We start from the raw sequence: 12,209 nt of genomic DNA on the forward strand, positions 1-12,209 counted from the left end.
GTTCAGTGTCGATTACGATCATCAATGAGCATGACAATTTTTCCTGTTGATTTATGTTTCTCCCCCAAATTTTTCCATTGTGCATTGAAAAGCTGGCCATATACCTGCACGGGAAACCACAAGCCCTCAGAAAAATCATGGATTCCCGTACCCGCATCCGGTATCAGATACTCAATCTGACAGCCTAGCTCCAGCCTTGCTGCAGGAATGATTTTTTCTGCCGAGCTATTGATGAAAACCACCATGTCTTCATCATCGACCGCGATAATCGGTAAGGGCACATATTGCAACACCTCGCGTACTATGCTCAGGCTCAGTTCATCGCGACTGATTTGTTTCTGTTTTTGCTCCAGCATGTCAGCCAACTGTTTATTCGCACTGATGAGTTCCTGATTGGTTGTTTGTACTTGTAAGCTCAAACGCCGGTTTTCGTCTTCCATTTCTTTGTAGTGAAAGGCTTCGCGGATATTGGCGCGAATTAATTCGTCATCCCAGGGTTTGGTCAAAAACTTATAGATGGCACCTTCATTGATGGCATCGGTAATGTATTGCAGTTCGGTATAGCCCGAGAGAATCAGACGAACCGTGTCAGGGTAGAGTTTTTTTGCATTACGCAAAAATTCTACTCCTGTCATCAGAGGCATGCGCTGGTCAGAAATAATGACATCCACCCTGTTTTTTTCCAGGACTTCCAAGCCTTCATGGCCACCGCTTGCTGTTAAGATCTTGTATTCATCTTTGCGCAGCAGGCGCTTGAGAGCATTAAGTATATTGGGTTCATCATCCACCAGCAGCAAGCTGCGATCGGGCTTGCCCATACGCAGTAAATGCTTGTCCAGTATTTGACTATCTTGCAAAAATTGTTTGATCTGCTCAGCATTCATGGGCCTGGAAAAAAAATGCCCCTGTATTTGATCGCACATGTTTTCACTCAGGAACTTGCATTGCGCTTCTGTTTCCACACCTTCTGCTATCACTTTGATACCCAGGCTATGCGCCATGGAGATGACGGCCCTGGTGATAGAAACATCATCCGGGTTTTGGGGCAATTCCTGGATGAAAGAGCGATCTACTTTGACATAATCAAACGGAAAGTGCTTGAGGTAGCTGAGGGCTGAATAACCCGTGCCAAAGTCATCAAGGGCCAGCACATAACCTTGTTTTTTTATTTCGCTGAATATCTGGTCTATGCTTTCACTGCGGTACATCAAAACGCTTTCAGTTATTTCCAGTGAGATTTTTTCTGCACCAATATTGGCTGAGGCCAGTAGTTCAGTCAGACGCTTGACGAAACTTCTATCTTTCAATTGTATGGGGGAGATATTAATAGCAACGCAAGGCGCTCTCAAGCCAGCCATGTCCCAATCAGCGATGTCTTTGCAAACCTGCTTGATGACCCAGTCGCCCAGGCGGACGATAAGTTCTGAATTTTCTGCGACCGGAATTAAGACAGAAGGGGGGATCAGGCCATGAGTAGGGTGAGACCAGCGCAAAAGAGCTTCGACTCCAGCCATTTGACCAGTCTGTAGATCGGCTTTGGGTTGATAGTGCAAATGTAATTCATTGGCATCAATCGCAGCCTGAAGCTCGGTTTCTATATCGATTCTGTCTAAGGCTGCCGTATTCATTTGAATTGGTCCCATATAGACTGCAAAGGCTAAGCTTCTACTGCGCTATTTTCCTGGCGTAAAGGTAGCCAGACAGTAAAGCAAGTACCTTTTCCCAGTACACTGTGCACATCGATTTTGCCACCGTGTTTTTTGATGATGCCATAGGAAAGGGAAAGTCCCAGGCCTGTACCGCTGCCCACAGGTTTGGTTGTAAAAAAAGGCTCAAAAATGCGATTTAAATTCTCCGGAGGAATGCCTGCTCCAGTATCAAGCACCTTGATCCAGGCCATTTCCTTTTCGCATCCAGTACTGATTTTGATGATGCCGTTTTCCTTGATAGCATGAGAAGCATTGACGAGCAAATTCATTATCACCTGATTGACTTGCGAAATAATGCATTTCACTGGTGGTAGCTGGCCGTATTCTTTAACGACGTTCGCCTTGTATTTGATTTCATTGATGACGATGTTGAGGGTACTGTCTATGCCATGATGTATATCTGCCTCTTGCCAGTCGGTTTCGCCGACATGTGAGAAATCTTTAAGCGACTGTACAATATCCTTGACGCGCTTGAGGCCATCCATGGATTCACGGACCAAATCCTGTATGTCGTCCTTTAAAAAGTCCAGATCGGCTTTTTCACGTAGTTCATCTACCTTGTTCAGAATGGCAGCAGAAGCTTGCTGGCGCAGCAAATCCTCATATTCTTGAATGACTTCAAATAATTTATCTACATAACTACGCAAACTACCTATATTAGAGTTGATAAAGCCTATGGGGTTATTGATTTCATGGGCTATACCTGCGGCAAGCTGGCCGACTGAAGCCATTTTTTCAGATTGCAATAATTGTTCATGGGCTTCTTGCAGTTTTTTGATCAAAAGTTGCTGTTCTTCACCTTTCTTGAACAAGCTTGCTTCCATTTCCTTGCGTTTGGTAATGTCGGTTAATGAACCTATAACTTCGACGGGATTGCCGTCTTTATCACGTATCAGCCTTAACATGTCATGCATCCAGACATATTGTCCACTACGGCTCATGAAGCGGTATTCGTAGGTTCTTTCACCTTCAGTAAATAGTTTGGCGATGCTGGAAAAAATTTCTGGAATGTCTTCTGGATGTATATGTTCAAACCAGAAATTAGGGTCTGCAAGCATTTCAGCAGGGTGATAACCCAAGACATGTCTGGCATTGTTGCTGACAAACGTCATTTTGAAGTCGCCAGTGGGCACGCTGCTATAGATGATGGCGGGCGTATTGTCGATCAAATATTGCAGCCGGGCGTCCGAGGAAATGCCAGTTGCTGTAGCGGGCTGAGTAGTCGCGCCGGTAACTGGAGGTAGAACGCTGAATTCATCAAACTGATTCACCATGACCACCGCTGGAAAAATGAATGGAAGTATTGTTTTTTTAAAATTCCCTTATGTCTATATATTAGAGCAATAAATAATTGAATTGCTATTTTTTTCTATGTGCCTGGATAGACTTTGATGTGATTTCTATATCTATAAGGATTTATTTAGCAAAGTTGTCAGGGTAAATACGCATAAAGAGTAGAAACCATTCATTAAGTCCAATAAAAACATGAACTTAGCGCGCCATGGAAAGAATTTTATGATGCTCTGATTTTGTTGCAAACAGGCAGTATTTTTTGAGCGTTTTTCTATCCAGGTTTTTAAATCAAGCCTCAGCTCCCTAAAATCATATTTTTCGCACAATTCCAGAGCAACCCTGCACCGAAAAGCGGAGTTTATTTTTCAATTCGCAACTAACTGGCGACTTTCACCAAATTGTTTCAGTACTTTGCAAAAAAACATGCAGGGGAATAGCCTGATATTTCGCAGGTATTGAAACCATAGAGTACATATATCTCTTGATATTTTGTCCCACACCGCTCTGGCATAGTAAGTGCCATCTGCAGGGGCAAAATTTATTGGTGCACTGGCCTGCTCACGGAAGCTGGCATGCTATCTGCTAACTCCTTGATGGAAGTTTGGTTTTTCTTTCCATGACCTCACCACTATCAGGAGAAAACATGTCACGTCGTACTGTTTTGAAAGCAATTGCTGTCGCCGCAATGACTCTGGCCGCTTCCGGCTGGCTCACGCAGGCACAGGCCGCCGATACCATCAAGGTCGGCATTCTGCATTCCCTGTCTGGCACTATGGCAATCTCGGAGACATCGCTTAAAGATGTAGCCTTGATGACGATAGATGAAATCAATGCCAGCGGTGGTGTCATGGGCAAGAAGCTGGAGGCGGTGATCGTTGACCCGGCCTCCAATTGGCCGCTGTTTGCCGAAAAAGCCCGCCAACTGGTGTCGCAAGATAAAGTGTCCGTGGTGTTTGGTTGCTGGACATCGGTATCGCGCAAATCCGTCCTGCCCGTTTTCAAGGAACTCAATAGCCTGTTGTTTTACCCGGTACAGTATGAAGGTGAAGAGCTGGAAAAAAATGTGTTCTACACAGGTGCCGCACCTAACCAGCAAGCTATTCCTGCGACTGAATACCTGATGTCGAAAGAGGGTGGTGGTGCCAAGCGCTTTGTCTTGCTGGGTACTGATTATGTGTACCCGCGCACCACCAACAAAATCCTGCGTGCCTTCTTGCATAGCAAGGGTGTCAAGGATATTGACATCGATGAAGTCTACACACCGTTCGGCCACTCTGATTATCAGACCATCGTTGCCAATATCAAGAAATTTGCGGCTGGCGGCAAGACTGCGGTTATCTCTACCATCAATGGTGACTCCAATGTCCCATTTTATAAAGAACTCGGCAATGCCGGTTTGAAGGCCACGGATGTACCTGTCGTCGCCTTCTCAGTCGGTGAAGAAGAGTTGCGCGGTGTTGATACCAAGCCACTGGTGGGCCACTTGGCAGCCTGGAATTACTTCCAGTCTGTGAAAAACCCGGTAAATACTGAGTTCATCAAGAAATGGAAAGATTATGCTGCCGCCAAAAAATTGCCTAACGCAGCAACAGTGGTGACCAATGACCCTATGGAAGCGACTTATGTAGGCATGTATATGTGGAAGCAGGCAGTTGAAAAAGCCAAGTCCACAGATACTGACAAAGTCATTGCCGCCATGGGTGGGCAGACTTTCAAGGCACCATCCGGTTTTGAATTGACCATGGATAAAACCAATCATCACTTGCACAAGCCAGTCATGATAGGCGAGATCAAGGCTGACGGTCAGTTCAGTGTCGTCTACAAAACCAAGACACCTATCCGTGCGCAACCATGGAGCCCTTTCATCCCGGGCAATGAAGGCAAGCAGAAACTGTAATAAAGGAATGATATTTAAGGAGTGATAAAGGCACTCAGGGCTTTCACATCGATTGCTCTGAGTGCTGTACCAGATTTTCCATACCTGACCTGGTTGCCTATGATATTTCGTAAAATCTGCGCGAGCATAGTCTTGTTCGTGTTCAGCCTGACAGCGCATGCGGCTATCGATGGCAAACTCTTGCTGGCGCTGGCGGGGGATGATCCTGATGCGCGTATTACCGCCGTCAACTCCATTGCAGCCCTGGGTAATGAAGAGGCTGTGGAAGTGTTGACTGCACTCAAAAATGAACAGTTGTTTGCCAGGAATGTCTCTGTCTACCTGGTCGATGGCGCACAGGCCAAGGACCTGAGTACTGGGAAAATGCAAAAACTGCCGGATGATGCCGAGGCAATCACCATCAATAACCGCCTGCGTGCGGCACTGGATAGCGCGCTGTCAGGTTTGAGATTATTTTCACCAGACAAAAATACCCGCCTCGTCGCAGCCACTGCACTGGAAAAAGAAGCAACGCCAGAACAACTGCCCTTGTTGAATAAAGCCTATCTGAAAGAAAACGATAGCGAAATCAAATCCCGCCTGCAAATGCTGATTGCCACTGCCAATTTGCAAGCTAGCGATCCAGTGGTGCGCAAGGCAGCAGTCAAGGCTTTGCTGGATAGCCCCAACCCTAATTTAAAACCTGTGCTGCAAAAGATGCTGGCACAAAATCCCGATGGCAGCTACAACGAAGCCGATGTCAGTATACGTCTGGAGGCCGCCAATACTCTGAATGCCATCGACGGCCGCCTGGCACGCATGGAATTTGTTGGCAATCTGTTCTATGGCGTGTCGCTGGGCAGTGTGTTGTTGCTGGCTGCCCTGGGCCTGGCAATCACCTTTGGCCTGATGGGTATCATCAATATGGCGCATGGCGAATTGCTGATGATAGGTGCTTATACCACTTATGTTTGCCAGATGCTGTTCCGCAAATTCATGCCGGGTGCTGTGGATGCTTATTTGTTGCTGGCTCTGCCTGCGGCCTTTCTGGTTTCTGCCGCTGTTGGTATTTTGCTGGAAAGAACGGTGATACGCTGGTTATATGGCCGCCCGCTGGAAACCCTGTTATGCACCTGGGGCATCAGCCTGATCTTGATGCAGGCTGTGCGTTCGATTTTTGGTGCGCAAAATGTCGAGGTTGCCAATCCTTCCTGGATGTCGGGTGGTATCACGGTACTGGGTTCACTGGTGCTGTCTTATAACCGCATCATCATTATTTTCTTTGCCCTGTTCGTGGTGCTGGTAGTCTGGCTGATCTTGAACAAAACACGCCTGGGCTTGTTCGTACGTGCCGTGACACAGAATCGCCGCATGGCTGATTGCGTAGGTGTGGCAACCGGCAAGATAGACATGCTGACTTTTGGTCTGGGTTCTGGCATTGCAGGGTTAGGTGGTGTGGCCTTGTCGCAGTTGGGTAATGTAGGGCCCGATCTGGGGCAAAACTATATCGTTGATTCTTTCATGGTCGTGGTGTTGGGCGGGGTAGGTCAGCTGGCAGGCACCGTGATCGCGGCTTTTGGCCTGGGCGAAGTGAATAAATTCCTGGAGCCAGTGGCGGGTGCTGTCATGGCCAAGATCGTCATCCTGGTATTCATCATCATTTTCATACAACGCAGACCGCAAGGCTTGTTTGCGCTCAAAGGCAGGAGTGTGGAATGAGTGCGACTATGACTACAACGTTTGCAACAGCAAAGGGGCTGTTTTCTAGGTCTGCATGGACAGGCATATTGGTGTGCGCGGTGATCGCAGTATTGCTGCCCATTCTTAACCTGAGTTTTCCTGCTGGTCACGTCTTACATATTTCCAGCTATACGATAGCCCTGGTTGGCAAGTTCATGTGCTATGCCCTTGCTGCGCTGGCGCTGGACCTGGTCTGGGGTTATACCGGGATTTTGTCTCTCGGGCATGGGGTATTCTTTGCACTGGGTGCCTATGCGCATGGCATGTATCTGATGCGTGCAATTGGCCGTGACGGTGTCTACCAAAGCAATCTGCCAGACTTTATGGTCTTCCTGGACTGGAAAACCTATCCCTGGTATTGGTCCATGACAGACAGCTTCTGGTATTGCATGGCACTGGTGGTGCTGGTGCCTGGTATGCTGGCTTTTATCTTTGGTTTCTTTGCCTTTCGCTCACGCATCAAGGGTGTGTATTTCTCCATCATCACCCAGGCCATGACGTTTGCCTTCATGCTGCTGTTCTTCCGTAATAATACGGGCTTTGGAGGCAATAACGGCTTTACCGACTTCAAGCGTATCCTTGGTTTTACCATCACAGCACCTGGTACCAAGGCAGCGCTGTATCTGATCACCTTGCTGATCTTGTTGTCAGCCTTGTTCCTGTGCCGCTGGATAGTCACTTCCAAACTCGGACGCGTGTTGCAGGCCGTGCGGGATTCAGAATCGCGGCTGATGTTCATCGGTTACAACCCTCTCTGGTTCAAGCTGTTTGTCTGGACCTTGTCAGCCATACTCTGTGGTATTGCTGGCGCCTTGTATGTGCCACAGGTAGGCATCATCAATCCGTCTGAAATGTCGCCTGCCAATTCCATAGAAATGGTGATCTGGGCCGCAGTTGGCGGGCGCGGCACTTTGCTGGGCCCTATCATCGGTGCTTTTACTGTCAATGGCCTCAAAAGCTGGTTCACTGCGGCTTTTCCTGATTTGTGGCTGTATGCCTTGGGCTTGCTGTTCATCCTGGTCACCTTATTCATGCAACAGGGCGTCTTGGGCCTGGTGAGCAAGTTCAAAAAACAGCGGGAGCCCATATGACTTATATGATGAGTGGCGTCTTGCGACCAGGGCAGCAGTACGAGAGTGCTACTGGTGACCAGGGTGTATCTTATGGACGTATCAAACCGGAAGGAGTGGATACCACCCACGGTGCTATCTTGTATCTGGAAGATATTGTGGTTTCATTTGATGGTTTCAAGGCCATCAATAAGCTGAACCTGGATATATCTGTGGGCGAACTGCGTTGCATCATCGGCCCCAATGGCGCTGGCAAAACCACGATGATGGATGTAATTACCGGTAAAACCCGACCCACATCCGGCACTGCATTCTTTGGCCAGACCATGGACCTGACACGCATGAGTGAAGTGGATATTGCCCATGCCGGCATAGGCCGCAAGTTCCAGCGACCAACAGTGTTTGAGCAACACAGTGTGTTCGAAAATCTTGAACTGGCCATGAAAATGGACAAGCGCGTCAAGACTACCCTGTTTGCCCGCTTGAACAGCGAACAAAAAGACAAAATCGCCGCCATCCTGCAATTGATACGTCTGGATGGACAAGAGCAAAGACAGGCTGGCTTGTTGTCGCATGGCCAAAAGCAGTGGCTGGAGATAGGCATGCTGCTGATACAGGAGCCGCAACTGATCTTGCTCGATGAGCCAGTGGCTGGCATGTCAGATGCAGAGACTGCACGCACTGCTGAATTGCTCAATGAATTGCGCGGCAAACATTCCATCATGGTGGTCGAACATGATATGGGTTTCGTCACTGAAATTGCGCAGCAGGGCAAAGTCACGGTATTGCATGAGGGATCTGTACTTGCCGAGGGCACGATGGCGCAGGTACAGACTGATGAACGCGTGATTGAAGTTTACCTGGGACGCTAATGAAAGCCAAGCATGCTTGAAGTCAAACAACTACAGCAGCATTACGGTTCCAGTCACACCTTGCGTGGCGTTTCACTGTCACTCAAAAAAGGTGAATGCATGGCCTTGCTGGGCCGTAATGGCGTCGGTAAGACCAGCTTGCTGAAATGCCTGATGGGCGTCTTGCCTGTCACTGAAGGTACGGTCAGCTTTGAAGGTCGCGACATCAATAAACTTTCGCCGCATGACAGAGCCAGGGCAGGGATAGCCTATGTACCGCAAGGCCGTGAGATTTTTGCCCGCCTTACCGTGGAAGAAAACCTGCTCATGGGCATGGCCAGTCTGCCAGCACACAAGGCAGGCAAAATCAAGGATGAGGTATATCAGCTTTTCCCCGTTCTAAAAGAAATGTTGCACAGGCGAGGTGGTGATTTGTCGGGTGGCCAGCAGCAGCAGCTTGCCATTGCCCGCGCCTTGCTGGCCGAGCCCAAGCTCATCATCCTCGATGAACCTACTGAAGGCATACAACCGTCCATCATCAAGGACATAGGTCGCGTCATCCGCCTGCTGCGTGAGCGGGGCGATATAGGCATATTGCTGTGCGAGCAATATTTCGATTTTGCGCGTGAACTGGCAGATCATTTTGTTGTGCTGTCGCGCGGTGAAGTCGTGGCCTATGGCGGCCAGGAGTTGATGGACGGTGATGACGTCAAGCGGCATCTGGCGGTATAGTGCAGTCTTTACCTTTCGCTAGCTGAATATGGATGTCTGCAGTCCGGCGCTCCCCTTACTACCGTCAAGCGTCATAAAATCACACTGGCAAGCCAGCCTGCAACTGGGCTTTAGCAAGGATGGCGATGTCACGCGCCTGACAGAACGTAAGCACAATGGCCCCTTGCGTGTGCAAAAGCCTTTGTATCCTGAAGGGGATGAGGTGTGCCATGCCATCATCATTCATCCGCCGGGTGGGGTAGTCGGTGGCGACCAGTTAAAGGTCGATGTGAAGTTGGCTGCTGATACCCATGCACTGGTAACGACACCCGGTGCGGCGAAATGGTATCGCAGTAATGGCTATATATCCGCACAACATATCAATCTAAAACTGGATCCAGGTGCCAGGCTGGAATGGCTGCCGCAAGAAACCATCTTTTTTGACGATGCCTGTGTCGATTTACACCAGACCATACATCTGGCAGCAGATGCGAGGCTGATTGCGGCTGATATTTTCTGTTTTGGCCGCACTGCCTCTGGCGAAACCTATAACAGTGGCCGGATCAAACAGCATTGCAGCATCTATCGTGAAGACAAAATGATCTGGCATGAACAGGGCAGTTTGCAAGGTGGCAGCCCTGCCATGCAAAGCCTACTGGGTTTGAATGGCAAATCTGTGTCGGCAATGGTACTGGCTTCTGGTGCCATGCTGTCCGGTGAACAATTGCAGGTTTTGCGTGAACAAACATCGGTCTTATTGTCTGAGCGTGAAGTAGACGCCATGTTTGGCGTCACGCAAATGAAGTCTGTCATTGTTGCACGCTACCTGGGCAACTCCAGTGAAGTTGCCCGGCTCTGGATGCAGATGGTGTGGCAGCATTTACGCCCTGTCGTGATTGGGTGTGATGCCAAAATTCCGCGCATCTGGAACACTTGATTCGTAGCTTGCGTTACGCTTGATGCAACCCAGACCTGCCAGGCTGGTACGAACTGCCACATCCAGCGGTGTGCGTGGTTCTTCACCCAAAAAGTCTATCAAAGCCTGGTTCGACATTTTGACTTCTGTACGCCACAGGTAACGCATTTCAAGCATTTCCTTGAGGGTTTGCTTGAAAGGTGCCAGCAAAACAAACACCGGCCAAGGGAACCAGCTTGCTTTCAATGCAGGCTGGGCAGTGACGCGGCCAATTGCGGCGACCATTTGTTTGCCATCATGATCCCAATGGCCTTCCATATGGAAGCGGGCAAAATTACCCAGTTCTTTTTCGCGTTCCAGCAAGCGCACCATGGTTTCCGCCACATCCGGCAAGTAAGCCCATTGATGACCAACGCCATCGCTGCCAGGGTAACGCACTACACTTACTGGCTGGCCTGGTGTTACCAAGCCTTGTGAAAACCAGTTATTGGCTGCCTTGGGACCAAAGAAATCACCGGCCCTGACGATAAGGGATTTGACACCCTTGCTAGCAGCCAGACGCAGGCGATGTTCCAGCTCTACCCGGATTTTCCCTTTCTTAGTGATAGGGAACTGGGACGCGTTTTCTGCAATCAGCGGGAAGGCATCCGGGCCGTAGTTATAAACCGTGCCTGGCAGCAGTATGCGTGCACCGCTGGCCTGGGCTGCTGCGATCGTATTGTCTATCATAGGCAATACCAGTTTTTCCCAGTCACGGTAGCCAGGTGGGTTGACAGCGTGGACGATGACAGATTTTCCTGCCGCAGCTTGCACCACATCATCCTGCACCATGACATCACCTTTCATCCAGATATGCGCTGCTGTTTTATCTTTTACTTGATCAGGATTGCGGTGCAGGGTAGTGACTTGCCAGCCGCGTTGCATGAGCAAGCGTGCCACTTCACCACCTACGCCGCCAGTTGCACCCAATACCAGGGCTTGCTTGTTGGTTTGAGCATTGGTTTGCGTGTTGTTTTGAATCTTGCTGGATGTTTGCTGAGTCATTTTGTTTCTCCTTAATGTTTGGTTGATGTAGCCATTGTGTATGTTTGCGAAGCTATATACAATTCGCTAAAACTGCATAGGTGATATACATTTTTGTATGGATAATAAAGATATACACTGGGACTACTACCGAACTGCCCTGGCAGTGCTGGAAGAAGGTTCATTGTCGGGGGCTGCACGTGCCCTGGGCTTGACCCAGCCTACGGTAGGGCGACAGATAGAGGCGCTGGAACAGGCTTTGGGCACGACCCTGTTCGTGCGCAACCAATCTGGCTTGTCACCCACCATCGCCGCGCTGGCCATGAAACCTTATGCAGAAAGTTTGCGGGCAACCGAAAGCGCTTTGCTGCGCAGTGTGTCGTCAGAAGCAAATGAGGTAAGAGGCACAGTGCGTGTTACCGCATCAGAAGTCATGGGGGTAGAGATATTGCCAGGCATGCTGGCAGGTTTGCAGCAGAGCTATCCTGAATTAAGCATAGAACTACAAATAACCAACCATACTCAGGATTTGCTCAAGCGTGATGCTGACATCGCCATACGCAATACCGAACCCTTGCAAGATGCATTGATTGCCCGTCGTGCTGGTACGATCAGCCTGGGTTATTTTGCCCATGTCGATTATCTGTCGCGTCATGGAATACCAGTTGATTTGATGGCGCTAAAAAACCATAGTGTGATTGGCTATGACAGGGAATTTCCCTATATCCGGGCTTTGCAAAAACGTTACCCGCAGGTACAGCGCGCTGATTTTTCCTTGCGTGCCGATAGCGACCTGGTGCAATTTTCTGCGATACGCAAAGGCTATGGGATAGGCATCTGTCAGCTTGGCCTGGCCCAGCAGCATACTCAACTGCAGCGTGTGCTGGCAGATGAATTTCAAATTGATTTCCCGGTCTGGGTAGTCATGCATGAGGACTTGCGGTCCAGTCAGCGTTACAGGACTACCTTTGATCATCTGGTTAAGGAATTGCAGGCCCTGCTGCAAAAAACCTGAAATGC

Annotated in this window: 10 protein-coding genes; 7 read left to right on the forward strand and 3 right to left on the reverse strand. The window is 49.1% G+C overall.

The genetic code is table 11. From position 1 onward, the window contains the following. Positions 1–2: 2 nt before the first annotated feature. The gene (locus ACO0LF_RS04045) at positions 3–1,643 is read right to left on the reverse strand and encodes an EAL domain-containing protein (protein ID WP_423012127.1); all 1,641 of its coding nucleotides are present in this window, start codon (positions 1,641–1,643) and stop codon (positions 3–5) included. A 14-nt stretch (positions 1,644–1,657) separates the two neighbouring features. Further along, complete coding sequence (locus ACO0LF_RS04050) at positions 1,658–2,983, reverse strand: ATP-binding protein (RefSeq protein ID WP_423012129.1); 1,326 nt, start codon at positions 2,981–2,983, stop codon at positions 1,658–1,660. A gap of 662 nt (positions 2,984–3,645) precedes the next feature. Between ACO0LF_RS04050 and urtA the strand changes: the two genes are divergently transcribed. From urtA to ACO0LF_RS04080, 6 genes are all read left to right on the forward strand, one after another. Then, positions 3,646–4,899, forward strand: a complete 1,254-nt coding sequence (gene urtA / locus ACO0LF_RS04055) for an urea ABC transporter substrate-binding protein (RefSeq protein ID WP_423012131.1) — start codon at positions 3,646–3,648, stop codon at positions 4,897–4,899. 99 nt (positions 4,900–4,998) lie between these two features. Continuing rightward, positions 4,999–6,597, forward strand: a complete 1,599-nt coding sequence (gene urtB, locus ACO0LF_RS04060; RefSeq protein WP_423012133.1) for an urea ABC transporter permease subunit UrtB — start codon at positions 4,999–5,001, stop codon at positions 6,595–6,597. Between the two features lie 8 nt (positions 6,598–6,605). Beyond that, positions 6,606–7,709, forward strand: coding sequence for an urea ABC transporter permease subunit UrtC (gene urtC, locus ACO0LF_RS04065; protein ID WP_423012135.1), 1,104 nt, complete (start codon positions 6,606–6,608; stop codon positions 7,707–7,709). Between the two features lie 5 nt (positions 7,710–7,714). After that, positions 7,715–8,560: an urea ABC transporter ATP-binding protein UrtD gene (urtD, locus tag ACO0LF_RS04070; protein WP_423012455.1), complete on the forward strand. Its 846-nt coding sequence runs from the start codon at positions 7,715–7,717 to the stop codon at positions 8,558–8,560. Positions 8,561–8,572: 12 nt separating this feature from the next. Beyond that, positions 8,573–9,271, forward strand: coding sequence for an urea ABC transporter ATP-binding subunit UrtE (urtE, locus tag ACO0LF_RS04075; protein WP_423012137.1), 699 nt, complete (start codon positions 8,573–8,575; stop codon positions 9,269–9,271). A gap of 28 nt (positions 9,272–9,299) precedes the next feature. Continuing rightward, a complete protein-coding gene (locus tag ACO0LF_RS04080; protein ID WP_423012139.1) occupies positions 9,300–10,187 on the forward strand; it encodes an urease accessory protein UreD in 888 nt (295 codons plus the stop codon). On the opposite strand, the gene ACO0LF_RS04085 is transcribed toward ACO0LF_RS04080, so the two are convergent. Beyond that, a complete protein-coding gene (locus tag ACO0LF_RS04085) occupies positions 10,131–11,210 on the reverse strand; it encodes an NAD(P)H-binding protein (protein WP_423012141.1) in 1,080 nt (359 codons plus the stop codon). The two genes, ACO0LF_RS04080 and ACO0LF_RS04085, sit on opposite strands and share 57 nt — an antisense overlap. Positions 11,211–11,307: 97 nt before the next feature. On the opposite strand from ACO0LF_RS04085, the gene ACO0LF_RS04090 reads away from it, so the two are divergent. Next, the gene (locus ACO0LF_RS04090) at positions 11,308–12,204 is read left to right on the forward strand and encodes a LysR family transcriptional regulator (RefSeq protein ID WP_423012143.1); all 897 of its coding nucleotides are present in this window, start codon (positions 11,308–11,310) and stop codon (positions 12,202–12,204) included. The last annotated feature ends 5 nt before the right edge of the window (positions 12,205–12,209 follow it).

The organism is Undibacterium sp. Di27W (assembly GCF_049340345.1).
Classification (GTDB): Bacteria; Pseudomonadota; Gammaproteobacteria; order Burkholderiales; family Burkholderiaceae_D; genus Undibacterium.

Bases quoted from the DNA above. Each gene is read 5' to 3' on its own strand.
- ACO0LF_RS04045 (WP_423012127.1), bottom strand. From the start codon at position 1,643: ATGGGACCAATTCAAATGAATACGGCAGCCTTAGACAGAATCGATATA.
- ACO0LF_RS04085 (WP_423012141.1), bottom strand. From the start codon at position 11,210: ATGACTCAGCAAACATCCAGCAAGATTCAAAACAACACGCAAACCAAT.
- ACO0LF_RS04090 (WP_423012143.1), top strand. From the start codon at position 11,308: ATGGATAATAAAGATATACACTGGGACTACTACCGAACTGCCCTGGCA.
- urtC (WP_423012135.1), top strand. From the start codon at position 6,606: ATGACTACAACGTTTGCAACAGCAAAGGGGCTGTTTTCTAGGTCTGCA.
- ACO0LF_RS04050 (WP_423012129.1), bottom strand. From the start codon at position 2,983: ATGGTGAATCAGTTTGATGAATTCAGCGTTCTACCTCCAGTTACCGGC.
- urtB (WP_423012133.1), top strand. From the start codon at position 4,999: ATGATATTTCGTAAAATCTGCGCGAGCATAGTCTTGTTCGTGTTCAGC.
- urtA (WP_423012131.1), top strand. From the start codon at position 3,646: ATGTCACGTCGTACTGTTTTGAAAGCAATTGCTGTCGCCGCAATGACT.
- urtD (WP_423012455.1), top strand. From the start codon at position 7,715: ATGATGAGTGGCGTCTTGCGACCAGGGCAGCAGTACGAGAGTGCTACT.
- ACO0LF_RS04080 (WP_423012139.1), top strand. From the start codon at position 9,300: ATGGATGTCTGCAGTCCGGCGCTCCCCTTACTACCGTCAAGCGTCATA.
- urtE (WP_423012137.1), top strand. From the start codon at position 8,573: ATGCTTGAAGTCAAACAACTACAGCAGCATTACGGTTCCAGTCACACC.